26 protein-coding genes are annotated in these 23,316 nt (G+C 73.0%); 20 read left to right on the forward strand and 6 right to left on the reverse strand.

Features of this window, described 5'->3' with window-relative positions; translation table 11 throughout:
• From VF330_RS12465 to VF330_RS12480, 4 genes are all read left to right on the forward strand, one after another.
• The coding region (locus VF330_RS12465) for a CHAT domain-containing protein (protein WP_330851708.1) at nt 1-2,941 on the forward strand (2,941 nt) is incomplete at its 5' end.
• 31 nt (nt 2,942-2,972) lie between these two features.
• Nucleotides 2,973-4,175 (forward strand): toll/interleukin-1 receptor domain-containing protein, encoded by a 1,203-nt coding sequence (locus tag VF330_RS12470; RefSeq protein WP_330851709.1) that lies wholly within the window; start codon nt 2,973-2,975, stop codon nt 4,173-4,175.
• An 8-nt stretch (nt 4,176-4,183) separates the two neighbouring features.
• Nucleotides 4,184-4,897 carry a hypothetical protein gene (locus VF330_RS12475; protein ID WP_330851710.1) on the forward strand — a complete coding sequence of 238 codons (714 nt, stop codon included), beginning with the start codon at nt 4,184-4,186 and terminating at the stop codon, nt 4,895-4,897.
• Between the two features lie 75 nt (nt 4,898-4,972).
• The gene (locus VF330_RS12480) at nt 4,973-5,425 is read left to right on the forward strand and encodes a hypothetical protein (protein WP_330851711.1); all 453 of its coding nucleotides are present in this window, start codon (nt 4,973-4,975) and stop codon (nt 5,423-5,425) included.
• Here the strand turns inward: VF330_RS12480 and VF330_RS12485 are convergent.
• Nucleotides 5,422-6,291, reverse strand: a complete 870-nt coding sequence (locus VF330_RS12485) for a helix-turn-helix transcriptional regulator (protein ID WP_330851712.1) — start codon at nt 6,289-6,291, stop codon at nt 5,422-5,424. The two genes, VF330_RS12480 and VF330_RS12485, sit on opposite strands and share 4 nt — an antisense overlap.
• 127 nt (nt 6,292-6,418) lie before the next feature.
• Between VF330_RS12485 and VF330_RS12490 the strand changes: the two genes are divergently transcribed.
• Both VF330_RS12490 and VF330_RS12495 read left to right on the forward strand, forming a co-directional pair.
• Nucleotides 6,419-7,270 carry an SDR family oxidoreductase gene (locus tag VF330_RS12490; protein WP_330851713.1) on the forward strand — a complete coding sequence of 284 codons (852 nt, stop codon included), beginning with the start codon at nt 6,419-6,421 and terminating at the stop codon, nt 7,268-7,270.
• A gap of 87 nt (nt 7,271-7,357) precedes the next feature.
• Nucleotides 7,358-7,624, forward strand: a complete 267-nt coding sequence (locus VF330_RS12495; protein WP_330851714.1) for an Atu4866 domain-containing protein — start codon at nt 7,358-7,360, stop codon at nt 7,622-7,624.
• Here VF330_RS12495 and VF330_RS12500 read toward each other — a convergent pair.
• The gene (locus tag VF330_RS12500; protein ID WP_330851715.1) at nt 7,600-8,451 is read right to left on the reverse strand and encodes a helix-turn-helix transcriptional regulator; all 852 of its coding nucleotides are present in this window, start codon (nt 8,449-8,451) and stop codon (nt 7,600-7,602) included. The two genes, VF330_RS12495 and VF330_RS12500, sit on opposite strands and share 25 nt — an antisense overlap.
• 100 nt (nt 8,452-8,551) lie before the next feature.
• Here VF330_RS12500 and VF330_RS12505 point away from each other — a divergent pair, with 100 nt between their 5' ends.
• Entirely contained in the window at nt 8,552-9,280 is a 729-nt protein-coding gene (locus VF330_RS12505) for an SDR family oxidoreductase (protein ID WP_330851716.1), read from the forward strand.
• On the forward strand, nt 9,280-10,281 hold the full coding sequence (locus tag VF330_RS12510) for an NAD(P)-dependent alcohol dehydrogenase (RefSeq protein WP_330851717.1): 1,002 nt from the start codon (nt 9,280-9,282) through the stop codon (nt 10,279-10,281). Before VF330_RS12505 ends, VF330_RS12510 begins: the two co-directional genes overlap by 1 nt.
• On the opposite strand, the gene VF330_RS12515 is transcribed toward VF330_RS12510, so the two are convergent.
• The gene (locus VF330_RS12515; protein ID WP_330851718.1) at nt 10,265-11,032 is read right to left on the reverse strand and encodes a CPBP family intramembrane glutamic endopeptidase; all 768 of its coding nucleotides are present in this window, start codon (nt 11,030-11,032) and stop codon (nt 10,265-10,267) included. The genes VF330_RS12510 and VF330_RS12515 overlap by 17 nt on opposite strands.
• A 169-nt stretch (nt 11,033-11,201) precedes the next feature.
• On the opposite strand from VF330_RS12515, the gene VF330_RS12520 reads away from it, so the two are divergent.
• From VF330_RS12520 to VF330_RS12560, 9 genes are all read left to right on the forward strand, one after another.
• Nucleotides 11,202-11,789 carry a helix-turn-helix domain-containing protein gene (locus tag VF330_RS12520; RefSeq protein WP_330851719.1) on the forward strand — a complete coding sequence of 196 codons (588 nt, stop codon included), beginning with the start codon at nt 11,202-11,204 and terminating at the stop codon, nt 11,787-11,789.
• Nucleotides 11,790-11,932: 143 nt separating this feature from the next.
• The gene (locus VF330_RS12525) at nt 11,933-12,340 is read left to right on the forward strand and encodes a hypothetical protein (protein WP_330851720.1); all 408 of its coding nucleotides are present in this window, start codon (nt 11,933-11,935) and stop codon (nt 12,338-12,340) included.
• Between the two features lie 11 nt (nt 12,341-12,351).
• Nucleotides 12,352-12,954 (forward strand): MarR family winged helix-turn-helix transcriptional regulator, encoded by a 603-nt coding sequence (locus tag VF330_RS12530; RefSeq protein WP_330851721.1) that lies wholly within the window; start codon nt 12,352-12,354, stop codon nt 12,952-12,954.
• Nucleotides 12,955-13,041: 87 nt separating this feature from the next.
• Nucleotides 13,042-14,613 (forward strand): HAD-IIIC family phosphatase, encoded by a 1,572-nt coding sequence (locus tag VF330_RS12535; protein WP_330851722.1) that lies wholly within the window; start codon nt 13,042-13,044, stop codon nt 14,611-14,613.
• Entirely contained in the window at nt 14,613-15,959 is a 1,347-nt protein-coding gene (locus VF330_RS12540) for an FkbM family methyltransferase (protein WP_330851723.1), read from the forward strand. Before VF330_RS12535 ends, VF330_RS12540 begins: the two co-directional genes overlap by 1 nt.
• 15 nt (nt 15,960-15,974) lie before the next feature.
• Nucleotides 15,975-16,361 (forward strand): cupin domain-containing protein, encoded by a 387-nt coding sequence (locus tag VF330_RS12545; RefSeq protein ID WP_330851724.1) that lies wholly within the window; start codon nt 15,975-15,977, stop codon nt 16,359-16,361.
• A 26-nt stretch (nt 16,362-16,387) separates the two neighbouring features.
• A complete protein-coding gene (gene mmsB / locus VF330_RS12550) occupies nt 16,388-17,290 on the forward strand; it encodes a 3-hydroxyisobutyrate dehydrogenase (RefSeq protein WP_330851725.1) in 903 nt (300 codons plus the stop codon).
• A gap of 74 nt (nt 17,291-17,364) precedes the next feature.
• Nucleotides 17,365-17,592 carry a hexameric tyrosine-coordinated heme protein gene (locus VF330_RS12555; RefSeq protein ID WP_330851726.1) on the forward strand — a complete coding sequence of 76 codons (228 nt, stop codon included), beginning with the start codon at nt 17,365-17,367 and terminating at the stop codon, nt 17,590-17,592.
• A 14-nt stretch (nt 17,593-17,606) separates the two neighbouring features.
• The gene (locus tag VF330_RS12560) at nt 17,607-18,053 is read left to right on the forward strand and encodes a MarR family winged helix-turn-helix transcriptional regulator (RefSeq protein ID WP_330851727.1); all 447 of its coding nucleotides are present in this window, start codon (nt 17,607-17,609) and stop codon (nt 18,051-18,053) included.
• On the opposite strand, the gene VF330_RS12565 is transcribed toward VF330_RS12560, so the two are convergent.
• Nucleotides 18,028-19,518 carry a carboxylesterase/lipase family protein gene (locus tag VF330_RS12565; RefSeq protein WP_330851728.1) on the reverse strand — a complete coding sequence of 497 codons (1,491 nt, stop codon included), beginning with the start codon at nt 19,516-19,518 and terminating at the stop codon, nt 18,028-18,030. The genes VF330_RS12560 and VF330_RS12565 overlap by 26 nt on opposite strands.
• Nucleotides 19,515-20,420 carry an MBL fold metallo-hydrolase gene (locus VF330_RS12570; protein WP_330851729.1) on the reverse strand — a complete coding sequence of 302 codons (906 nt, stop codon included), beginning with the start codon at nt 20,418-20,420 and terminating at the stop codon, nt 19,515-19,517. Before VF330_RS12570 ends, VF330_RS12565 begins: the two co-directional genes overlap by 4 nt.
• Before the next feature lie 103 nt (nt 20,421-20,523).
• Between VF330_RS12570 and VF330_RS12575 the strand changes: the two genes are divergently transcribed.
• Genes VF330_RS12575 through VF330_RS12585 form a run of 3 tightly spaced genes read left to right on the forward strand, consistent with a single transcriptional unit; the run spans nt 20,524 to nt 22,896 of the window.
• Nucleotides 20,524-21,411 carry a helix-turn-helix transcriptional regulator gene (locus tag VF330_RS12575; RefSeq protein ID WP_330851730.1) on the forward strand — a complete coding sequence of 296 codons (888 nt, stop codon included), beginning with the start codon at nt 20,524-20,526 and terminating at the stop codon, nt 21,409-21,411.
• Between the two features lie 40 nt (nt 21,412-21,451).
• Nucleotides 21,452-22,684, forward strand: a complete 1,233-nt coding sequence (locus VF330_RS12580; RefSeq protein WP_330851731.1) for an MFS transporter — start codon at nt 21,452-21,454, stop codon at nt 22,682-22,684.
• Nucleotides 22,685-22,710: 26 nt separating this feature from the next.
• A complete protein-coding gene (locus VF330_RS12585; RefSeq protein ID WP_330851732.1) occupies nt 22,711-22,896 on the forward strand; it encodes a hypothetical protein in 186 nt (61 codons plus the stop codon).
• 6 nt (nt 22,897-22,902) lie between these two features.
• On the opposite strand, the gene VF330_RS12590 is transcribed toward VF330_RS12585, so the two are convergent.
• Nucleotides 22,903-23,316: RBBP9/YdeN family alpha/beta hydrolase (locus VF330_RS12590; protein ID WP_330851733.1), on the reverse strand; the 414-nt coding region annotated here is incomplete at its 5' end.

A 23,316-nucleotide genomic window follows, 5' to 3' on the forward strand; every position in this document is an offset into this window, starting at 1 on the left:
GAACGGCGACGGGTTCGCCCCGCGCCCGTCCGGCCGCACCGACCGGCCCGCGACGTGGTTCGCGCTCGTGCCGCACGCCGACCTGCCCTCCGACCCCGACACCGTGTCCGCGGTGCTCGACCTCCTCGCCGGCCGTCCGCCGGGCAAGCTCCTCACCGCGCCGACTGCCAGGTCCGGTGCCGCGGGGCCGCTCGCCGACCCGCGCGGACGGCTGGTGCTGCCGACGGCGGCGGAGCTGGTGCGCCTGGCGTGGGGCGGCGGGCGTTCCGCGACGCGGCGGCGGGTGCTCAAGGTCGGTGTGGTGCACGGAGATCTGCGCTGGGAGGGCGGCGCGGTCCTCGTCGGCCACCAGGACGGCACCCCGATCAGCGGCGCGGAGAAAGCCCTCGACGCCCACCTCGGCGGAGCGCTCGAACGGCGCGCGGCCTACCGCCAGTACCCCGGCCGGCTCGGCACGTGCGAGGTGTTCGCCTCCTCCGACGGCCCGGCCGGGATGGTCATCGGGCTCGGCGACGCGGGCGACCTGACGCCGGGCGCGCTGACCGCGGGCGTCACCCAGGCGGTGCTGAGGCTCGCCGCCGTCCGGGAGGACCGCACGACCGGGGGAGCGGCACCCGAACCGCTGTCGATCTCCGCTGTGCTGGTCGGCACGGCGCTCGTGCCGCCGATGCCCGTCGAGAACTCGCTGACCTCCATCGTGACCGGGGTGCGCCAGGCGAACCGGCGGCTGGACGACCTGCGCTCGCGGGTCGTCGTCGACGAGCTGAAGATCGTCGAGCTCTACGAGGAGCGGGCCATCCAGGCGACCAAGGCGGCCGTGCGGCTGGCGCAGTCCCTCGACGTGACCGGCGGCGAGGTGGTGGTCGAACGCCGCATGCTCAGCGGGTTCGACGGCAAGCCCGGCGAGCCGTCCGCCTACCGCGAGGGGGTCTGGCGGACCGTCCGGATCGTCGCGGAGGAGTCCGAGGGCGACGGGAACCGGCTCGGCGCGCTGTCGTTCACGAGCATCGGCCGCTCCGCCCGCGCCGAGCAACGCGTCAACACGGCCCAGCGCAAGCTGCTCGACGCGCTCGTCACCGAGGCGATGACGGACCACCACCCCGACGAGCAGCTCTACAACACGCTCTACGAGCTGCTCGTCCCCAACTCGTTGAAGGGGCAGGGGTACGGCAGCGAGAACCTGCTGCTCCTGATCGACGAGGAAGCGGGCGCGCTGCCGCTGGAGATGCTCGCCAGCCGGTCGCACGACCTGGACGTGCAGCCGCTCGCCGTCGAGGTCGGGGTGATCCGCCGGCTGGAGACCCGCACGTTCGCCGAGACGACCCGGCCGTCGTCCGGGCACGCGGCGCTGGTCATCGGCGACCCCGCGCGCACCGGGCTGCCCGGCCTGCCCGCCGCGCGGGAGGAGGCCCGGCAGGTCGCCGGCCTGCTGCGGTCCAAGGGGTACGACGTCACCTCGATCATCGGCGACACCGACGATGACGACGACGTCGTGCCCATCCTCAACGCGCTGTTCCGGCACGAGTACCGCATCGTGCACGTCGCCGGGCACGGCCACTTCGACCCGGCCGACCGCTCGCGCAGCGGCGTCGTCATCGGCGACGGCGTCTACCTGGGCGCGCTGGAGATCGCGAAGATGCGCACCACCCCGGACGTCGTCTTCCTCAACTGCTGCCACCTCGGGGCGATGCGGATGAAGGACCGCGACACGCCCCGCGCCGACCAGCTCGCGTCCAGCATCTCCCGGCAGCTCATCGAGAACGGCGTGCGCGCCGTGGTCGCGGCGGGCTGGGCGGTCGACGACCAGGCGGCGTTCCGGTTCGCCAAGACCATGTACGGCGAGCTGCTGGACGGCAACGAGCTGGGCAGCGCGAGCCTGCACGCCCGCAAGGCCGTGTGGGAGCACCACCGCTCGACCAACACGTGGGGCGCCTACCAGGTCTACGGCCCGCCCGCGTTCCGGCTGGACCCCGCCGCGGGCGGCACCTCGCGCCGCGAGGAGCTGGTGGCGCCGCGCGAGCTGGCCGACGAGCTGGAGTCGCTGAGACGCCGGGCGGAGGACGCGCCGGACTCCGTCGCGACGGCGCTGGCGAAGGAGCTGGAGGTGCTGCTGGAGGCGACGCCGCCGGAGTGGCTGCGAGGACAGGAGCTCTCCGCGGTCGGCGACGTCTGGGCGTTGCTCGCCCGGTACGAGAACGCGGTCGCCTGCTACGAGGCCGCGCAGGACGACTGGGACTCGTCCGGCTCGGTCAGGTCGTTCGAGCAGCTCCTGAACGTCCGGGCGAAGTGGGCGGTCGAACGCATCCAGCGCCCTGACGACCCCGGCCCGGAGGCGGCCGAGCTGCTGCGGCTCGCCGCCGAGTCGGCGGACCTGCTCCTGCGGATGGGCAAGACACCGGAACGCCATGCGCTGCGGGCGAGCGTCGCGCGCAGGCGAGCGCTGTGCGTGGCGAGCGACCCGAACCTGCTCACCGCCGCGCTGGTCGACGCGCGCGACGCCTACCAGGCCGCCGTCGACCTCCACCGCGAGCGCAAGGGGACGATCCACTTCTACCCGGCGCTCAACGTGGTGGTGCTCGGCTGGCTGGTGCGCCAGCGCGACCCCGGGCAGCCGTTCGCCGAGGAGGAGGCGCGCAAGCTGGTCGACGCCTCCGCGGCCGCCGCCCGCGCGGTGCGCCGCCCCGACTTCTGGTCCCGCGTCACCCCGGCCGACGCGAAGCTCGCCGCCGCGCTGATCTCCGGCGACCTCGCCCGTGACGGGAACCTCGTCGCCGACGAGTACTTCCGGGCGTTCGCGCGGTCGAGCCTGCGGGCGCGGGCGGCGGTGCTGGAGCACCTCGATCTGGCGTTGTGCGCTCTGGACGACGTGGTGTCGGCTGCTGCGACCGCGGAGGCGTTGCGGGGGCTGAGAAGCCGTCTTGCGTCGTGGAGTCCTCAGTAGAGCGTGCCGGCGGCAGAACGGGATGAGTGGCATGGATGTCGACCCGCGTTCGTTCACGGTCATCGTGCAGTCGCAGGACGGGCCGGTCGGGAGCTGTCGCGGGTTCCCGCGGATCGCGGCGGCCGGTCCGACGAGGCTCCTCGTCCACTCCGACCCGGAGAACCGGTGGGAGCGGGAACGCCTCGCCGACGAGGTCGTGCGGGAGCTCGACCGCACCGGCGGAAGCAGCGAGGACTGCGGCGGTCCCTGCGGGTTCGAGTGCTTCGCCGTGACCGAGCCCGGCGTCCGGCACCTGCTCGTGTTCGTGGCCGGTGCCGCGGCGCCCTCGCCGGACGCGGAGCGGTTCGTCGAGGCCTGGCTCGCCCGCGGCTGGGACGCGTTCGGGGTGTTCGAGAACGGCCTGAACCCCGATGCCGTGCTGCCCGCGGCGCTGCGCCACCAGCACGCGCCGAGCTGGGACGGCGACGTCCGGGAGGTCGCCGGCGAGCTGCTCGACGAGCTGCTGCTGGGCGGCGAGGAGCGGAAGGTCTTCCTCAGCTACTCGCACCAGGACGGGACCGACACGGCGATGCGGGTCGCGGACGTCCTCACGCACCTGGGGTTCGACGTGTTCCTGGACCGGTTCACGCTCACGCCGGGCGTCGACTTCCTGGAGCGGATCAACGACGAGCTGCTCGACAAGTCGATGGTCGTGGTGGTCGAGACCCCGGCGGCCGTGCAGTCACCGTGGGTGCGGCAGGAGGTGGCCACCGCGGCCGCGCGCAGGCTCGGCCTGGCCGCGGTGAACCTGAGCGGAACGTCCGGCGTGTCCGAGGTGGCCGAGCAGTCCCGGTGCCGTGTCGACGACGACAGCGCGATCGGCGCGTTCCTGCTCGGCCAGCACCGCGCCCAGCTGCGCCACCGCAAGGAGTCGCTGCTGGAGTCCGTCCGGTTGTCGCTGCTGCGCGCGGGGGTGCCGCCGGGTGACCTGACCCCGACCGCCGAGGGGTTCGTGGTCGACTCGGGCCCGCGCGGGTACGTGCTGACGGTCCGGCCGCGGCCGGCGGATCTGCACCGCTTCCGGCTGGCGCATGAACGTGCCGGCGGCCACGACGCGGTGGTGGTGCATCCCACGCCCGTGCGCGCGGATCGTCGTCGTGACGTCGAGTGGCTCTGCGTCGAGGCGGACGTCGTCGAAGTGGACGAAGGACTGTTCGACGCGACGGCTGACGACATCGCGGCGGGTCTGCTGTGAGGCGCGGGATGCGGCCCCGTCCGGTACGCGACGACTTCACCGTGCTGCTCGTGGCCGATCCGCCGCCGCAACGGCCGAGACCGGGCGGGGAGGGACCCGCGGGCCGGCAGGAGGCGCTCGTGTCGCTGGCGAGGGCGGTGTTCGCCGAGGGCGGCCGGATCGCCCTCCCCGCGGACGCGGGCGTCGCCGTCACGATGGCCACCGTCGCGCTCGAGTACGAGGGCCCGAGGATCGCCGAACGCAGGACCGAAGCCGGGCAGCAGCACCGCGTTCTGGTGGTGGAGACGGAACGACCACAGCGGGACGCTCGCGCGTTCCTGGCACCGTTCGCGGCTCGCGGCGTGGTCGAGTACCTCGATCCCGACGGCGATCCGGTCCTGCTCGGCCTCGGGGAACCGGAGCTGTTCGGCGAGGAGGGAATCCGGCAACCGGTCACGCCGGAATTGCTGCGCCTCGTCCGGCCGCGAGCCGTGGTCCTGATCAGCTCCTCGAACAGGAGCTTCCGGGACTTGGCGGTGCTGCGTGATTCCGGCGTGCCGGTGGTGGCGTTCGGCACCACCGCGCACGACCGCGGCACCGCCGCCGATCTGTCCGCTGTGGACGATCCGACCCGGGATCGGTGGGCGAGCCGGTGGAGTTCCGAACGGGAGAGCAGGACGGTGCCGTACGCGTTCCTGATGCAGGACCTCGTCGCGCGGCTGACCGACCGGCGTGGGCGGTGAGAGCTGGGTGGGTGTGAGCTGGGTGGGTGTGACGCACCCTCCCGCGCCCCGTCGCCCGGCCCTAGCGTCGGGATCATGAACGACGAACAGGTGATCGCGGACCAGCACGTGCGCTGGGTGTTCGGCTGGGACCGCCGCGAGGGCGACGAGCCGTTCGACTTCCGCCGCGTCTTCGGCGAGCTCTACGACTTCGGCTCCGACGACCTCCGCCTCTACGACGACTTCGACCCCGCCCAGCGGGTCGCGACGACGGCCGCCGGCTACGGCGCGATCTGGGAGCCCGCGTTCAGCGGCATGGTCTCCGCGCACCACGCCGTGGACGACGGCCCGCACGTCCTCGCCGGCGCCGGCCTGGCAGCGTCCACGCTGAGGTTCGTGGCCAGGATCGTGACCCCGGACGGCGTGACGGACATCCGCACCACGTCCTCGCTGGTGTGGCGCGGGACGGCGGACGGGTGGCGGATCGTCCGCGAGCACAACTCGACGAAGGTCCTGCCGGTCGGCGAGCTCGACGGCCGCTTCGGCTAGGAGCCTTCGGGGCTCACCCGCGCGCCGGACGCCGTCCAGCTGGCCAGGATGTCCATGGCCTGCCTCGACGGCGAGTCCGGCGCGGTGGTGTAGACGTACAGCATCGTGTCCGGGTCGCCGGGCAGCACGAACGACTCGTACTCGACGGTGAGGTCGCCGACCAGCGGGTGGCGCAGCCGCTTGGAGCCATAGGTGCGCTGGTGGACGCGGTGCTGCTCCCACCACCCGTCGAACTCGGGGCTGCGGTCGCGCAGCTCCGCCACGAGGGCGGTGGTGGCGGCGTCGGCGGGGTCCCTGCCGACTTCGAACCGCAGGCTCTCCACGGCGGCGCGGGCCTGGTCGTGCCAGTCGGCGAACAGCGAGCGCGCGTCCTCGTCGAGGAAGATCCAGCGCGCGTAGTTGCGTTCCTTCGGCGGGATCTTGTCGAAGTCGGCGAACAGCGCCTTCGCCATCCGGTTCGCCGCGAGCACGTCGGTGCGGCGCCCGAGGACCAGGGCCGGTTCGCCGTCGAGCGCGTCGATCAGCTGGTACAGGCCGGGCCGCACGCGCTGAACCCCGCGGGACCGGCGGGGTGCCGGGTTCGCGGGCAGGCCGATCAGGTCCCGCAGGTGGGTGCGTCCGGCCTCGTCCAGCTCGAGCGCGCGGCCGATCGCCTCGACGACCGCGTCGGACGGGTTGATGCGCCTGCCCTGCTCCAGGCGGGCGTAGTAGTCCGTGGACACGCCGGCGAGCAGCGCGACCTCCTCGCGGCGCAGGCCCTTGACCCGGCGAACCCTGCCGTCGGAGGGCAGGCCGGCCCTGGACGGGTCGACCTGGCCGCGGGCACGGCGGAGGAAGTCGGCGAGTTCGCGGTTGAGGCCGGCCATGTCGTCCATTGTCGTCCAGCGCGCGGGTTCCCGAGTGGACCTCCGAGTCCTAGGTTCGCGAGTCCGAGGTCGCGGAGGGCTCGACATGCGGCTCACCAAGCCCTTTTCCTGCAGCAGGCTGGGAGCCATGACCTTCCCAGCGGATCGCCCCACCACCTGGTTCGTCACCGGCACCTCCCGCGGCCTCGGCCTGGAGCTCGTCGAGCAGCTCCTGGAACGCGGTGACAACGTCGCCGCGACGACCCGCTCGACCGAACGCCTGCTCGCTTCCCTCGACGCCGACACCACCCGGCTGCTGCCGCTGGCCGTCGACCTCCGCGACGAAGCCGCTGTCGCGCAGGCGGTCCGGCAGACCACCGAGCGATTCGGCGGCCTCGACGTCGTCGTCAACAACGCCGGCTACGGCTTCCTCGCCGCCGTCGAGGAGACCTCCGGCCGCGACGTCCGCGACATGCTCGACGTGCAGGTCGTCGGCGTGTGGAACGTCCTGCGCGCCACCCTGCCGATCCTGCGCGAGCAGGGCGGCGGCCACGTCGTCAACGTGTCGTCCGTGCTCGGCCTGACCGCGGTCCCCGGCTGGGGCCTCTACTGCGCGGGCAAGTTCGCGCTGGAGGGCCTGACCGAGGCGCTGGCCGGCGAGGTCGCCGGCTTCGGCGTGAAGGTCACCCTCGTCGAACCCGGCTACTTCCGCACCGCGTTCCTCACCACCGACTCGCTCGCGCTGCCCGAGACCACCACCGACGCCTACCCGGCGATCCGCGAGATGGTCGAGAACCACCTGGCGCTGCAGGGCAAGCAGCTCGGCGACCCGGCCCGCGGTGCCCGGCTGATGATCGAACGGGTCGTGTCCGGCGAGGGCCCGCTGCGCCAGATCCTCGGCTCCGACTCCCACGCCTACGCCACGGCCAAGGTCCAGGCGCTGCAGGCGAACCTCGACGCCGCCGCGCCGACGGCGGCCGCGAGCGACTTCCCGGCCTGACCGCTCAGGCCCGGTCTGCCCGGGTGCGGCGCACCCAGGAAGCACACGGCCTGGTCCGTGCGCGTGCGGGTCCGCAGGATCGATCACATGAACGAACAGCAGACGCAGGAGAACGTCGACGTGGTCGGCATGTGGGTCACCGCGGACGGCCACATCCGCCAGGAGCTGCGGGCCGACGGCCGCTACGACGAGGCCAGGGGCACCCGCGCCAGCGCCTACACCGGCAGCTACACGGTGACCGGCGCGCACCTCGACTACGTCGACGACACCGGCTTCACCGCCACCGGTGACATCCGCGACGGGGTGCTCTACCACGAGCACCTGGTGCTCTACCGCGAGGCCGCCGGGTCCTGAACGGCCCAGCTGGCCAGCATCGGCAGCACCTGTGCGGTGGGCGAGCCGGGCTCGACGGTGTAGACGACCAGGCGTTGGTGCGGGGCCTGCGGGACCGTGACGGCCTCGATGTGGAACCGCAGGTCTCCCGCCACCGGGTGGGCGATCCGCTTCACCTGGGACGTCCGGTCCGCCACGCCCTGCTCGTCCCACCACCGCGCCACCTGCGGGTCCGCCGCCCTCAGCTCGGCGACGAGCTCGGCCAGCAGCCGGTCGCCGGGTTCGCGGCCGAGCTCCATGCGCAGCCCGCCGACGGCGGCCGCGGCGAAGTCCGGCCAGTTCGCGATGCGGTCGCGCACGTCCGGGTCGGTGAACAGGTACCGCGGGAACGAGGTGCCGACCGGCAGGTCGCGGCCGAGCACCTCGGTGAGCAGGGCGTTGCTCGCCAGCACCTCCGCGCGCCTGCCGAGCAGCAGCACGGGCAGGTGGTCGAGGTTGGTCATCACGCGCAGCAGGCCGGGTTCCGGGCGCTGGGGTGACGCCCACGAGCCGGCGGTCCGGCGGGAGGCGGGCGCGGCCAGGTCGCGCAGGTGCTCGTGCTCGACGTCGTTCAGGCGCAACGCCCTGGCGAGCGCGTCGACGACGTCGGCGGACACGCGGGACTGGCGGCCCTGCTCGAGCCGGCTGTAGTGGTCGGTGCTCAGCCCCGCCAGCAGCGCGGCCTCCTCCTTGCGCAGCCCCGGCACCCGGCGGCGGCCGGGGAACGCCTCGATGCCCGCCTCGGCCGGGGTGAGGCGGTCGCGGCAGGCGCGGAGGAACTCGCCCAGGGCGGCGCGGTCTCGGGTCACGGCACGAGCCTAAGCGGGGGAGCGCCGGACAACCTGGTCATGCCGTGCACAGGGTGAACGTGCACTGGTCGCCTCGACCGCGAACCGGTGTCGTGGAGACATGGCAACACACGCACTCATCACCGGCTCCACCTCCGGGATCGGCGCCGCCACCGCACGGGCACTGGCCGCCACCGGGGCCCGCCTGGTGGTCACCGGCCGCGACCGGGACCGGGGCACCGCGCTGGCCGGGGAGCTCGGCGCGGTCTTCCTCCCCTCGGAGCTCACCGCGCCACCTGCCGAACTGCGGGCGTTCGCCGCCCGCGCCCTCGACGCGCTCGACGGCCGCATCGACCTGCTCGTCAACAACGCCGCCGTCTGCCCGCCCGTCACCACTTCCGCGCTCACCGACGACGACCTGGACGCGACGCTCGCCGTCAACGTCCGGGCCCCGCACGTCCTGGTCGCCGCGACGGTGCCCGGCATGGTCGAGCGCGGCTCCGGCACCGTGATCACCATCGGGTCGTGGATGGCGTCGACCGGCACGCCGTTCGCCGCCCTCTACAGCGCGACGAAGGCGGCCGAGGAACAGCTGACCCGCAGCTGGGCGGCCGAGTTCGGGCCGCACGGCGTCCGCGTGGCCGGCATCGCGCCCGGCGTCACCCGCGACGGCGAGGCCGACGGCATCGCCGGGCGCATGGTCGCCGCGACGCCCGCCCGCCGTCCGGTCACCCCGGACGCCATCGCGCAGGCCGTCGTCTGGCTCGGGTCCCCCGCCGCGGAGTTCGTCCACGGCACCACCATCGCCGTCGACGGCGGCATGAGCACGACCCGTCTGGAGTGGAACTGATGCAGCAGTGGGTGCTTCCTCCCGACGCCACCTCCGCCGGCGCGCTGCGGCTGCGCGAGGTTCCGCTGCCCGAGCCCGGTCCGGGCGAGGTGCGCGTGCGGGTGCGCGCCGTCTCGATCAACGGCCGCGACCAGATGGTCCTGAGTGGACCGTTCGGCCGCATCCCCGGCCGTGAGCTCGTGCCGTTGTCGGACGTCGCGGGCGAGGTCGACGCGGTCGGCGACGGCGTCGAGCAGTTCGCCGTGGGGGAGTCGGTGACGAACTTGCACTGGCAGGACGCGCCGGTGCCCACCCCGCCCCTGGGTCTCGGCGCGCTGGACGCTCCCGGTGTGCTCGCCACGCACGTCGTCCTGCCGGTCAACCAGGTGGTGCGCGCTCCCGCCCACCTCGACCACGCCGAGTCCGCGACGCTGCCGGTCGCCGGCGTCACCGCCTGGAACGCCCTGTTCGGCGACCACCCGGTGCGGCCGGGGCAGAGGGTCGCGTCGCTCGGCACGGGCGGTGTCGCCGTGTACGCGATGCAGCTCGCCCGGGCCGCGGGCGCCGACTACTTCGGGGTCGTGCGCCGTTCCACGTCCGCACGACGACTGCGCGATCTCGGGGCGGTCGACGTGGTCGACAGCGCGGACGTCCCGCAGTGGGGCGCGAGGCTGCGGGAGGTGTCCGGCGGGGTCCACAAGCTCGTCGACACCGTCGGCACGGCCACGATCCCGGACGCGCTCACTTCGCTGGCGTGGCAGGGAGAAGTCGCCCTGGTCGGCCTGTTCACCCAGGAACCCGCGGCGCTCGACCCCATGCTGCTGTTCGGCTCGGGCGGTTCGCTGCGCGGCGTCGCGGTCGGCACCGCGGCACACCACCGGGACCTCGTCGCGTTCATGGAACGGCACGGCCTCCGCCCCGTCGTGGACAGCGTCCACCCGTTCAGCGAGGCTCCGGCGGCGTTCGAACACCACCGGCGCCCCGGTGTGGTGGGCAAGGTCGTGATCACCCTGCCGGGCTGATGCGCCTGCGCAGCACGAACACGAGGACGAGCAGAAGCGCGAGAACGACGCCGGAGAGGTTGACGAGCGGCCACGGCTCGTCGGGGCGGATCTGGCTGCTCAACACGGAGAAGTCCCATAGGCCGTGTGCCGCCATCGCTGCCACGAGGGCACCGGTGCTGCGGAGGACGAGGTAGAACACGAGACCGGTGGCGCTGGTGAGCACGACCTGGACCAGCGCCTTCGGTCCGGCGGTGATGATGTTCGTGCCGTGGGCCGCTCCGAAGAGGACGGTGGTCCAGAGACCGGTGCGGAACTCGCTGAAGCCGTTGCGGCGGAAGGCGAGGACGCCGATCCCGCGGAACAGCAGCTCCTCCCCGAAGCCGACCAGGAGCGTCGCGACGAGCAGCAGGAGTGCGAACGCCAGGCCGTTCGCCGCGAGTCCCGGGTAGTTGGTGATCACCGCGGTCGTGGCGAACAGCGCGATCGGGACCGCCACCAGCCAGCGCCGGACCGGCAGGCGGCTGACGAACAGCTCCTGCCAGGCGCCGAGGTAGCCCGCCACGCCCAGCGTGAGGGCGATCCCCAGCCCGACCGGCACCACGACGACGCGAACCAGGTAGTCGATCGACGTCGGTGCGCCGTACGCGACGTCCTGCCCGGACGTCAGCAGTGCGCTCACACCCTGCACGACGACCAGGTAGGCCACGACGAGCGCGATGAAGTGCCAGACCCGCAGACGCCGCGGGTGTGTGTCCGGTTGCCAGTCCATGAGCGGGGTTCCCTTCGTCGACGTCGCGTCCGCCGACGCACTAGTACAACGTACTAGCACAATGTACTAAGAAGCAATCGGGGACCGTCGCCCGAGGTAGGATCGGCGCGCCTCGTGGCCGACTTCCTCGCCCTCGGCGGCAGGTGTGGAACGCGGAAGGGGCGGAGCGGTGGACGGATCGCGGCGGCGGCAGATCGTGGACGCGGCGCGGGCGTTGCTGGCCGAGGACCCGGAGTCGACGCTCGCGGTCAGGGCCGTCGCCGAGCGCGCGGGCATCGGGGCGAGCACGCTGCGCCACTACTTCCCGACGCAGCAGGCGCTGCACGAGGCGATCTTCGCCGACGCCCTCGGCGACGCTCCGTCCGAGCTGCGGATCCACGACACGTCCGTCCCGGCCGAGACGCGGCTGCGGGAGTGCCTCGCGCAGCTGCTGCCGCCGCCCCAGCCGATGGGCAGGGCCGCCGCCGACCGGATGCTGACGGTGCTGAGCACGACCTTCGGTTCCGGCAGCACCGCCGAGGCCCGCAACACCTGGGGTGCCCACACGGTCAGGGCCCTCGACGCGATCGCCGGCTGGCTGCGCGTCCTGGCCGACCAGGGCGCCATCGCCGAGAACGGGCTGCCGCGGAGGGCGCGCTTCCTGCTGGCGGTCGTGGAGGGCATCGCCCTGTCCCGGATCGTGCCGGTGGCGCGGCCGACCGAGGACGAGGAGGTGGGCGTCCTCGACGACGCCCTGTCCGTCGTCTTCCGGGTGTGAGTTGGGTCTCGTCCTCGTGATCACTCTTGCGGCCGGGGCTCGCGAGCAAGATGATTGGCACTGCCAAATAAAGAACCGAGGGGGGATCCGGTGAGGATCAGAACCAGAGCCGGGGTCGTGTCGTGAGCACCGCTGCAGCCGCTGTGCTCGCCGTCGTTTTCCTGTGGCTCGGGCACGTGGTGGCCATCTCGTTCATCGAGGCGCCGCTGAAGTTCCGCGCTCCCGGCGTCACGGTCCCGATCGGGCTCGGTATCGGCCGACTGGTGTTCCGCGCGCTGAACATCGTCGAATCCGTGCTCGCGCTCGTGCTCGTCGTGCTTTTCGCGGTGGGGCCGGTGAGACCGGCGGTGGTGAACTCGGTGGGAATCGCCGTGCTCGCGCTGGTGGTGCAACTCGTCTTCGTGCGTCCGCGGCTGAGCCGCCGGACGAACCGGGTCGTGGCCGGTGAAGACCTGCCCCGTTCGCGAGGGCATCTCCTTTACGTTCTCTTCGAAATCGTCAAAGCGGCCGCGCTGATCGTCGGCGGGGTGCTGCTCATCTCGGGCGCGTAGGATCCGATTCCATGACGGACGTGCCGGGTTTTCCGCCGAACACCCAGCTGCTGGCCGCGCTGGCCCGGCTCGGCCAGGCCACGCGGATGGAAGCGGTGCGCAACGCCGGCCCGCACAACCTGAGCCCGTTGCAGGCCGACATCATCCACCTCTTCCGGCGCGGCGCGAAGGTGCTCCGCCAGAGCGACATCGTGACGGCGCTGGCCTCCACGGCGCCGACGATCTCCGACGCGGTGCGGGTGCTGCGGAAGAAAGGGCTGGTCGACGCCAGCGCGGACATGGCCGACGCCAGGGCGCGGGTGCTGACGCTGACGCCCGCGGGCGAGGAGGAGGCGGCCCGGCTGGGCGTCTTCTCGGAAAGCCTCGTCGAGGCGGTGGAGACCTTGTCCGAACAGGACCTGGCCGCGATTCTCCGCGTCGGCACGACGTTGATGGGGGAGCTGGAAAGCCGCAACCTCATCCCGACTTCGCGCATGTGCCCGACATGCCGGTTCTTCGTTCCCAACGCCCATCCGGGGGATGAAGCTCGTCCGTACCACTGCAATTTCGTGGACGCGGCTTTCGGTGATGCCGAAATCCGCGTGACGTGTCCCGACCACGAAGTGCGCGACTAGAGAAAAGTACTTCTGATCACATTGCGCGGTTCTTGCCGCCGTTTATAGTTGGCACTGCCAAGTAACAACAACCGGAAAGGAGAGGCAGTGGCCGGGAACTCGACCGAAGGTCCGTTAGACGGACCGGAAATCGTTGTCGCGTCCAGCTTCACCAGCACGCCCCTGATCGCTCTTCTCGAACACCTCGGCTCCGACCCCGGCTTCGCCAGGACGATCACCTCGGCGCCCTACGGCCAGGTCGTCGAGCAGCTGCTCGACCCCGCGAGCTCCTTCGTCCGCACCTCCGCCGGTCTGAACGTGGTCCTCACCCGGCCCGGCGACTGGCAGCGCGACGCGCTGACGCTGGTGGCCGACGCGGCGGCCGGTTTCGTCGCACGCCACGCCGGCCAGCTGCTGGTCTGCGTGTTCCCGGACGCACCGGGAGCGCCCGGTGACGACGCGGAGCTGATCAGCCGGCTGTCGGGCGTCGAGGGACTCGCCGTGGTGCGAGCGGCCGACTGGTTCCACGCCTACGGCGTCGCGGACCCGTTCGACGCCCACGCGGCGGCGCTCGCCGACGTGCCGTTCTCCGACGAGGCGTTCGCGGCCGTCGCGCTGGGACTGTCCCGGGTGGTCGCTTCCCTGCACGCCAAGCCGCGCAAGGTGATCGCCGTCGACTGCGACTACACCCTGTGGGGCGGCGCCTGCGGAGACCTCGACCCTGCCGAGCTCACGATCGACGACCGGTACCGGCGGGTCCAGCGGTTCCTGCGGGACCGCCACGACGCCGGGTTCGTGCTCGTGGTCTGCAGCCGCAACGACCCGGCGAGCGTGGACCGCGTGTTCGCCGAACGGGCGGACGACCTGCTGCTGACGCCCGAGCACTTCGCCGCCCGGCGGGTGAACTGGGACCCGAAGTGGCAGAACCTGACGTCGCTGGCCGCCGAGCTCAACCTCGGCGTGGACAGCTTCGTCCTCGTCGACGACGACGCGCTGACCTGCGCGCAGACCGCGGAGGCACTGCCGTCGACCGGGGTGGTCCACCTCCCCGACGACGCGGACGCGCTCGCCGTGCTGCTCAGGAGCACCGACTTCGACCGGTTCTTCACCACCGAGGCCGACCGCCTGCGCAACCAGAGCTACCGCGGCGAGGCGCTGCGGGCCGAGCAGGTCGCCACCGTCAGCAGCCCCGAGGAGCTGAACGCGAAGCTGGAGACCGTCGTCGAGGTGGTCCCGGCCGGGCAGGCGCACTGGCGGCGCATCGAACAGCTGGCCGCCAGGACCAACCAGTTCACCAGCGCGACGATGACGGCCGCCCAGGTCTCGGCGGCGCTGCGCGCCGGCGCACCGGGATGGGTCGTCTCGTTGCGGGACCGGTTCGGCGACTACGGGGTCGTGGGTGCCGTGGTGGCGGCGGAGATCGACGGCGACTGGCACGTGGACGCTCTGATGATGAGCTGCCGCGCGCTGAACCGCGGCGTCGCGGAGACGCTGCTGGACACCGCGGTGCGCGCGGGCGCCGACGCCGGCTTCCCACACACGCGCGTCCGCGTGCGGCCCACCGGCCGCAACGACCTCGCGATCGACTTCCTCACGCGCCGGGCCGCCGACGTCAGCGAGGAGACCGACGACCGGCTCGTGGTGCTCATCGACCCGGCCGGCGCAGAAGGGGCACGCTGATGACCGAGACCGATCCCACCGCACTCCTGGCGGCGGTGCGCCGACGCCACCGCGCCACGGCGGACCTCGCGGCACGCGTGCGCGGGTTCCTCGCGCTGGGCAAGGGAGTCGAGCACGTCGAGGTGCGGGTGGAGACCTCCGGGCGGCCGCGCGCGGTCGTGTGGGTCGCCCCGACCGCGAGCGGCCTCGGCACCTGCGCCCTGCCGGACGGCACCGTCGTCACCCACCTCAACCACTACGAGACGAACTACCTCTACCAGGAGATCTTCGTCGACGAGGTGTACCGGCCCGCGGGGCTGGAACTGCCGCCGGACGCCGTCGTGCTCGACATCGGCGCGAACATCGGCCTGTTCTCCCTCTGGACGGCGCGCTCGCTGCCGGACTGCCGGGTGGTCGCCTTCGAACCCGCGCCGGACGCCTACGCCGCGCTCGTCGCCAACGTCGAGGACCTCGGGCTCCCGGTGACGTGCCTGCCCTGGGCCGTCGGGGCCGAGTCGGGCCCCGCCACCATGACGGTCTACCCGGCCGCCTCGGTGTTCTCCAGCCTGCACGCCGATCCCGACACCGACCGGTCGGCGATGCGCGCCGCGATCGACGTCGCCGTCGACGGGGACGGCACGGACATCGCCGAGCAGGTCGCGGCCGACCGGGTGCGCGGCGCGATCGACGTGCCGGTCGAGGTCCGCCGCCTGTCCGACGCGTTCGACGAGCTCGCCCTCGGCCACGTCGACCTCGTCAAGCTGGACGCGGAGGGCGCGGAGCTGGACATCCTCGGCGCCCTGCGGCCCGAGCACCTGGCTCGGATCGGCAACGTGCTCGTGGAGGTGCACGCCACCAGCGACCGGCGCGCCCTCGTCGACCTGCTGGAGAACGCCGGGTTCACCTGCCGCCTGATCGACGTGCCCGCGTTGGAGGGCACCGGTTTCGTGAACCTGTACGCGTTCCGGCCGGCCGCGGCGCGCTCCGCGGAGCGGTTCGAGACCCGGCCGCCGGTCCCGCCGCTGACGGCCCGCGAGCGGCTGCGCCAGGCGCTCGCCAGCTTCCTCGGCGGCGCGGACGACATCGCGCTGGAGGTGCGCACCGGACCGGCTCCGGTGACCCCCGCCGCGCCGGCCGGGACGGTCGCACCGGACTCCGTGCCCGGACTCGCCGAGGCGTGGCACCACGCCGTGGGCACCGAACCCGTTGGTGCCGCCGACTTCTTCGAGCTCGGCGGCACCTCGATGGACGCCGTGCGCATGTTGTCGCGGTTGCGCCGCGACCACGGCTACGAGCTCAGGCTGGACGACTTCCTGAGCTCACCGACCGCGGCCACCCTGGCCGCGCTCTGCACCCCGAACACCTGAAACAGGAGGAACACCGTGGAATTCATCAGCTCCGACGACCTTCGTGAGATCCCGCCCCTGCCGCAGAAGTACCACGAGCACTTCACCGGCACGACCGCTCTGCGGGAGCTCACCGTGGGCGCTCCGCCCGACGAGGCCGGCGTGCTGCTCGTCCGGTTCGAGCCCGGCGCCCGCAACGCGTGGCACCGGCACACCGGCGGACAGCTGCTGTACGTCACCGAGGGGGAGGGGTACGTGCAGTCGCGCGGCCAGGAACCCGTCGTGGTGCGCGCGGGTGACGTCGTCGCCTGCCCGCCCGGCGAGGACCACTGGCACGGCGCGACGCCGGACGGCCCCGGCATGACCCACCTCGCCGTCACCTACGGGCAGATCGTGTGGCTGGAACCGCACGAGCAGGCCTGAGCCCTCGCGGAACAAGGAGAACGACCATGAACCCGCACGTGGCCTTCATCGGCCTCGGCACGATGGGGCGGCCGATGGCGAGCCGCCTGCTCGCCGCAGGCTGGCAGCTCGCCGTCCACGACAAGGACCCCGAGGCGGTGAAACCGCTGCTGGACGACGGAGCACACCCGGCCGGCTCGCCGGCGGACGCGGCCGAGGGCGCCTCGTTCATCATCACGATGCTGCCCAACGGCCAGCACGTCCTGGACGCCGTCACCGGCGAGCACGGAGCGCTGGCCGGCGCCTCACCGGGCACCGTCCTCATCGACATGAGCACGATCAACCCCTTGACGAGCCGGAACGTCGCCACCGCGGCACGGGCCAGGGGAGTGGAGGTGCTCGACGCCCCGGTCAGCGGGTCCAGCGCCGGTGCCGCCGACGGCACGCTGACCATCATGGCCGGCGGCGACGCCGGCGTGCTCGACCGGAGCAGGGACCTGCTGTCCGTGCTCGGCACGAAGATCGTCCACTGTGGAGGACCGGGGATGGGCTCCGCCGTCAAGCTCGCCAACCAGGTCATGGCGGCCGCCTCGATGGTCGCCGTGGCGGAGAGCTTCCGGCTGGCCCAGTCCCTGGGCGTCGACCCGCGGCTGCTCCACGAGGTGAGCACGGCCGGCTCCGGCGACAGCTGGTCGCTGCGCACCCGCCCGCCGGTGCCGGGCGTCGTGGCCACGAGTCCGGCGGACCACGGCTTCCGGCCCGGGTTCAAGGGCGACCTCATGCGCAAGGACCTGGACCTCGCGCTGAGCGCGGCCGCGAGCGCGGGCCTCGACCTGCCGCTGACCTCCGCGGTGCACGACCTCTACGCGGACCTGGCCGCCGCCGGCCTGGGGGACAGGGACTTCTCGGCCGTCATCGACGTGCTGCCCCGCCGCGCCGACGGCAGCTGATCCCGCACCGCACTCTTGACCCGAACACTTCGCGCACTAATAATTAGCGCGCGAACCAAACTGAGGAGATGACGATGGAGCTCGTACCCGGCAACACCCTGATCACCGCGACCCCCGAGGAGGGACGCGCGCTCGCGATCAAGCTCGCGCGGCTGGTCGTGAAGGCGACGCAACCGGACGCCGAGGTCCGCCAGCGCCTGCGCCAGGTCTACGCGGAGGACCACCACAGCCTGATCGCCATCGCCCAGGTGGTGGCGACGGAGTACGCGACCATCGCGGCGGCGAACAACCACTGGCGCTGAGGAACGGGCGGGGCATGGGTGAGACTGGAGGCATGAAGGTGCACCGCATGCCGGAACAGCCGTGCTTCGCGCTCTACAGCGCGGTGAACGCCATCACCCGTGCCTACCGCCCGCTCCTGCAGCCGCTCGACCTCACCTACACCCAGTACGTCGTGATGATGACGTTGTGGGAACAGGACGGCGTGGACCTGCGCACCCTCGCCGAGCGCACCCTGCTGGACCCGCCGACCCTGACCCCGGTGGTCAAGCGGTTGGAGGCCAAGGGGTTGCTCGACCGCAGGAGGGCGGACGACGACGAACGCCGTCTCGTCCTCACCGTCACCGAGGAGGGCAGGCGCCTTCAACGGGAGGCCGACGAGGTCCCGGAGAAGATGCTCTGCCAGGTGGGTCTCACGCCCGCGGACGAACGCAAGCTGCGCGCACTCTGCGGGCAGATCACCGACGCTCTCGCGGCGCACTGAGCCCGGTGGGCCGAGTCCAGGCCCGCAGCTCCGCCCCGCGGGGGTCGTCGACCACGCCGCCGTCCACGTCGAACCGCATGGTGGCGCAGCGGTCGGCGGTGTGGCGCGGCCAGCCGGGATCGCCGGTGCGGGCGAACCGGACCCAGCTGTCGTGGACCTGCGCCGCGAGCGACGCCGGCGGTTCGCCCTCACCGAGCAGCCGGTTCGGCCCGCGCAGAGCGGGCAAACCGGTCTGCCCGAACACGAACGGCAGCTCGACCGAGTGCGTGGCGCCGAGCTCACCGCCCAGTGCGGGAGACCGCCACGCGAACTCGTGGACGAAGGCCCGGCCGTGGGCGTCAGCCAGCGCACGGGTGCCCGCGCCGAACAGGGCGTCGCCCAGGACCGCGGACCGGATCTCCCCGTCGGTCGCGCCCGGCCGGTGCTCGCGGTAGGCGGCGACCAGCCGCGCGGGGTCGGGATGTGCCCGCTCCGCCAAGGCGTCGACGTCCGCGCCGGTCGAGCCGGCGTAGGTGCCGAACGGGACCAGGTAGAGGGTGCCCTCCTCGGTGTTCGTGCCGAGGAGCAGGTCGACGTCGGCGACGAGCGCGTCCGCCGGTTGCGCGTCCAGGACCAGGCTGAACGGGCTCAGCCCCACGAGCGGGTCGGTGTGTGTCGCGGTGCGCAGGTCGATGCCCGCGAGCAGGGACGCCGTCTCGACGAGGCGCTCGTCGGAGATCCCCGCGAAGCCGTCGACGGTCGGCTCGACGTTCAGGAGCTCGGCGGCGGCCCGTGTGACCCGGGACGCCTGCTCAGGTGAGAAGGCGCCGAGACCGTTTCCACTTTGGACGATCGCGCGCCGGAACAACCCGGTGGCCGCCGGGGTTGCCAGCAGTCCACTCACGACGGTCGCTCCCGCGGACTGGCCGAACACCGTGACGGTGCCGGGGTCGCCGCCGAACCGCGCGATGTTCTCCCGCACCCAGCGCAGCGCCGCGACCACGTCGAGCAGACCGCGGTTGGCCGGCGCGCCGGGGACGTCGAGGAACCCCGCGATGCCGAGGCGGTAGTTCACGGTCACCAGCACGACGCCGTCGCGCGCGAACGCCGACCCGTCGTACAGCGCGGACCGGCCCGACCCCGCGACGAAGCCGCCGCCGTGCACGAACACCATGACGGGCAGGCCGGTCGCCGTGGCGTCCGGGGTCCAGACGTTGACGGTGAGGTGGTCCTCGCCGCGGTGCCAGCCGTCGCCGAAGTAGGCGCGCAGGTCCATGGCGCCCAGCACGCGCGGCGCCTGCGGGGCGGTCGGCCCGAACCTCGTCGCGTCACGCACGCCCTGCCACGGCTCGTGTTCCGCGGGTGCGGCGAACCGGCCTGCGCCGACGGGCGGGGCGGCGTACGGGATGTCGAGGAAAGCGGTGACCCCGTCGCGGCTCACTCCTCTCACCGCACCTCGGGTGGTGTCGGCCTCCACCGGCTTCACCGCTCGCCGTACGGGGAGAAGGGCGCCCAGTCCTTGATGGCGAACGCGTCCGCGTCGCGGATGACCTCCACGGCTCCGCCACCGGGGAAGTGGGCGGGGAACACCAGTGTGCGGGTGTCGGCGGCCTCGCCCAGCACCCGGCGGCGGGTGGCGCGCGACTCGGCGGGGTCCTCGCAGAAGCAGCTGTTGGCGTCCGGTTCGAGGACCTGCACCGGGGCGTGCACCATGTCGCCCACGAACACCGCGCGGTCGGTGCCGGACGCGAGCGTCAGGACGCTGGAGCCGGGCGTGTGGCCGGGAGCGGGTTCGAGGCGCAGGTTGGCGTCGATCCGGTGGCCGTGCTCCCACAGGTGCGTCAGGCCCGCCTGGTGGACGGGGGCGACGCTGTCCTCGAAGACGTTCTGGTTGCCGCGGCCGAGCACCGGCGCCCTGCCGTTCGCGGGGTTCCAGAAGTCGAAGTCGTCCTTGGGCATCAGGTAGGTGGCGTTGGGGAACGTCGGCACCCAGCCGCGGCCGTCGAGGCGCGTGTTCCAGCCGACGTGGTCGACGTGCAGGTGGGTGTTGACGACGACGTCGACGTCCTCGGGCCGCACGCCGGCGCGGGCGAGGTTGCCGAGGAAGTCCGTGTCGAGGTGGCTCCAGATGGGCGTGTAGGGGCGTTCCTTGTGGTTGCCGACGCCGGTGTCGACGAGGATGGTCCTGCCCTCGCTGCGCAGGAGCCAGGTCTGGATGGCCGCGCGCACCGCGCCCGTGGCGGGGTCGAGGAACTCCGGCGCCACCCAGTCCGCGTCCCAGGCCTGCCGCGAGGACTCGGGGAAGAAGACCTCGGGGGTCATCTCCACCGTGCCGCAGTACTCCCACACGCGGGTGACGGAGACGTCACCCAGTTCGATCGTGTCCATGCCGCCGATGCTCGTGACCACCGGCGGTGGCCGGCCAGATCCGCTCATGCCTACCACTGGCGTGGTCAGGCTCGCGGTGTCCGTCGCGCGGATACTGGCGGTCATGAGCGGACAGGGACAGCTCGCCGAGTACCTCCAGGCCTGCCGGGCGCGCCTGCGACCGGACCAGGTCGGCCTGCCGACCTACGGCGAGCGGCGCAGAGTCCCCGGCCTGCGCCGCGAGGAGGTGGCGGGCCTGGCCGGCGTCAGCGCCTCCTACTACGTCCGGCTGGAACAGGGCCAGGCCCAGCACGCCTCCCAGGAGGTCGTCGCCGCGCTGGCCCGCGCCCTCCAGCTCAACCCGGACGAACACGCCCACCTGCGCGAGCTGGCCCAGCCCCGCCGCCACCGCGCCGCCCCGAAACCCCCGGCCGAACGCGTCTCCGCCGACACCGCCGACCTCCTCGCCTCCCTGGCCCACCTGCCCGCGATCCTGCTGGGCAGGCGGGGCGACGTGCTGGCGTGGAACCCGCTGGGCCACGCGTTCTTCGCCGGACACCTCGACTTCACCGCCCCCCGCCGCCCGGCCGACCGCCCGAACATGCCGCGGCTCGTCTTCCTCGACACCCACACGCGGGCCCTGTACCGGAACTGGACCCTCAAGGCCCGCGCCGTCGTCGGCAACCTCCGCCTCACCGCCGGCCGGTACCCGGAGGACCGCGAGCTGAGCGCGCTGGTCGGCGAGCTGGCGACCAGGAGCCCGGAGTTCGCGACGATGTGGGCCGACCACCGGGTGCGCACCTGCGACAGCACCACCTACCAGATGCACCACCCGGTGGCCGGGGAGGTGGAGGTGAAGCAGCAGACGCTGCGCATCCCGCACGCTCCGGACCAGACGCTGACGGTCGTGACGACGCAGCCGGGGTCGGCGGGGGCGGCGGCGTTGACATTGCTCGGACAGGCGGTGGGCGAGTCGGGGGTGGCAGCGGAGAGCGTCTCGCCGGTTCGGTGACGTCGAGGCCGGCCTCACGGTGCTCCCGGTCCCTGGTGCGATGATCGCCGAAACGGCGGGCACCGGGGGAGGCGGCACGATGGGCGAGCGCGCGCAGGCGGTTCGGCGGGGCTGGTGGGCGGCGGTGCTGGTCGCGTCGGTGTTCCTGGTCGCGCTCAACCTGCGGCCCGCGCTGACCTCGGTCGGGCCGTTGCTGCCGCGCATCGGGGACGAAGCTGGGCTCAGTGAGGGCGCGCAGGGGCTGCTGGGCGCGTTGCCGTTGCTGGCGTTCGCGGTGGTCTCGCCGTTGGTGCAGCACCCGGCGCGGCGGTTCGGGGTCGAGCGGTCGCTGCTGGCCGCGCTCGTGGTGCTGGCGATCGGCGTGGTGGTGCGGTCGGGTGCCGGGGACGCCGGGCTGTGGATCGGCACGGCCGTCGCGGGCAGTGCCATCGCCGTCGGGAACGTGCTGGTGCCTACCGTCGTCAAGCGGGACTACCGCGACCACGTGTCGATGGCGACCGGCGTCTACTCCGCGTGCATCACCGTCGGCGCGTCGGTCGCGTCCGCGGTGGCGGTGCCGCTGGCGGACGGCGCGGGGTGGCGCGGGGCGCTGGCGTTCTGGGCGGTTCCCGCTCTGGTGGTGGCCGTGCTGTGGTTGCCGCGGGCCTGGACCGGCGGACCGGTCGCCGAGCCCGCGGTGGAGGGCCAGGCGGCGGTCAGCGTGTGGCGGCGGCCGGCGGCGTGGCTGGTGACGGCGTTCATGGGGCTCCAGTCCACGACGTTCTACGTCATGGTCACCTGGCTGCCCACCGTCGAGATCTCGCGGGGCGTGCCGGCCGCGCAGGCCGGGGTCCACCTGTTCGTCTACCAGCTGGTCGGCGTCGGGTCGGGCCTCGTGATCCCGCGCCTGATGCGCCGCGGCGACGACGTGGTCGCCGCCGCGGTCACCGCCAGCGTCCCGATGGTCGCCGGCGTGGCCGGGCTCGTGCTCGTGCCGGCGTGGAGCATCGTGTGGGCGGTCGTCGCCGGGCTCGGGTCGGGCGCGTCGCTGGTCGTGGCGCTCTCGCTGATCAGCCTGCGCGGCCGCGGCCAGCACGGGACGACGCAGCTGTCCGGCATGGCCCAGTCGCTCGGCTACCTGCTCGCCGCGCTCGGGCCGGTCGTCGCCGGACTGCTCGCCGAGCGCACCGGCACGTGGACGGCGTCGCTGCTCGTCGTGGGCGTGCTCGCCGTCGCCCAGGTCGCCGTGGCGGTCGCGGCGGGACGGCCGCGGTCCACTGTGGAACCGTCATGAGGCCTTCCGGCACTAGGCTGCTCGGTATGAGCAGGAAAGTGTTCGTCGGGCTCGGAGTCGTGCTGATCCTCCTCGGCGGCCTGTGGACCGCGCAGGGGCTGGGGTACGTCGGCGGCAGCTTCATGACCGGCCAGCAGCTGTGGACGACGATCGGGCTGATCTGCGTCTGCGCCGGCGTTCTGCTGCTGGTCCCGTGGCCCAAGCGCAGGTGACCTCCGTCAGGCGGGGGTGGTGCCGCGCACCGGGACCGCGTCGTCCAGGCACCAGTCCAGGACGCCGGGCCACGGGCCGTAGCCGTCGCCGGGGGTGATGTGCCCGGCGCCGTCGAGGAAGTCGACCTCGATGCCGAGCTCGGCGCCCCACGCGGACGCCTCGACGGGCGTGTACGGGTCGGTGGTCGAGACGACCGCCCTCGTCGACTTGGTCGAGGCGGCGGCGATCCGCTTGGGGTCGAGGTCGCGCGGGGAGAACTCCTCGTTGCGGTTCTCCGCCGTGAACGCCTGGTCGCCGAGCGGCGACACCAGCAGGACCCGGTGCACGCGCAGCTCCTCCGGCAACGACTGCGACGCGCGCAGCCACATGGCGGTGCCGAGCGAGTGGGCCACCACGACCCGTTCCCGGTCGCCGAGCTG

The organism is Lentzea sp., assembly GCF_036380075.1.
Taxonomy (GTDB): domain Bacteria; phylum Actinomycetota; class Actinomycetes; order Mycobacteriales; family Pseudonocardiaceae; genus Lentzea.

Coding starts and splice junctions, on each gene's coding strand:
- mmsB (WP_330851725.1), top strand. CDS start 16,388: ATGAACCCGCACGTGGCCTTCATCGGCCTCGGCACGATGGGGCGGCCG.
- VF330_RS12505 (WP_330851716.1), top strand. CDS start 8,552: ATGGCAACACACGCACTCATCACCGGCTCCACCTCCGGGATCGGCGCC.
- VF330_RS12475 (WP_330851710.1), top strand. CDS start 4,184: ATGCGGCCCCGTCCGGTACGCGACGACTTCACCGTGCTGCTCGTGGCC.
- VF330_RS12510 (WP_330851717.1), top strand. CDS start 9,280: ATGCAGCAGTGGGTGCTTCCTCCCGACGCCACCTCCGCCGGCGCGCTG.
- VF330_RS12470 (WP_330851709.1), top strand. CDS start 2,973: ATGGATGTCGACCCGCGTTCGTTCACGGTCATCGTGCAGTCGCAGGAC.
- VF330_RS12570 (WP_330851729.1), bottom strand. CDS start 20,420: ATGGACACGATCGAACTGGGTGACGTCTCCGTCACCCGCGTGTGGGAG.
- VF330_RS12485 (WP_330851712.1), bottom strand. CDS start 6,291: ATGGCCGGCCTCAACCGCGAACTCGCCGACTTCCTCCGCCGTGCCCGC.
- VF330_RS12555 (WP_330851726.1), top strand. CDS start 17,365: ATGGAGCTCGTACCCGGCAACACCCTGATCACCGCGACCCCCGAGGAG.
- VF330_RS12490 (WP_330851713.1), top strand. CDS start 6,419: ATGACCTTCCCAGCGGATCGCCCCACCACCTGGTTCGTCACCGGCACC.
- VF330_RS12580 (WP_330851731.1), top strand. CDS start 21,452: ATGATCGCCGAAACGGCGGGCACCGGGGGAGGCGGCACGATGGGCGAG.
- VF330_RS12540 (WP_330851723.1), top strand. CDS start 14,613: ATGACCGAGACCGATCCCACCGCACTCCTGGCGGCGGTGCGCCGACGC.
- VF330_RS12560 (WP_330851727.1), top strand. CDS start 17,607: ATGGGTGAGACTGGAGGCATGAAGGTGCACCGCATGCCGGAACAGCCG.
- VF330_RS12530 (WP_330851721.1), top strand. CDS start 12,352: ATGACGGACGTGCCGGGTTTTCCGCCGAACACCCAGCTGCTGGCCGCG.
- VF330_RS12575 (WP_330851730.1), top strand. CDS start 20,524: ATGAGCGGACAGGGACAGCTCGCCGAGTACCTCCAGGCCTGCCGGGCG.
- VF330_RS12480 (WP_330851711.1), top strand. CDS start 4,973: ATGAACGACGAACAGGTGATCGCGGACCAGCACGTGCGCTGGGTGTTC.
- VF330_RS12495 (WP_330851714.1), top strand. CDS start 7,358: ATGAACGAACAGCAGACGCAGGAGAACGTCGACGTGGTCGGCATGTGG.
- VF330_RS12585 (WP_330851732.1), top strand. CDS start 22,711: ATGAGCAGGAAAGTGTTCGTCGGGCTCGGAGTCGTGCTGATCCTCCTC.
- VF330_RS12515 (WP_330851718.1), bottom strand. CDS start 11,032: ATGGACTGGCAACCGGACACACACCCGCGGCGTCTGCGGGTCTGGCAC.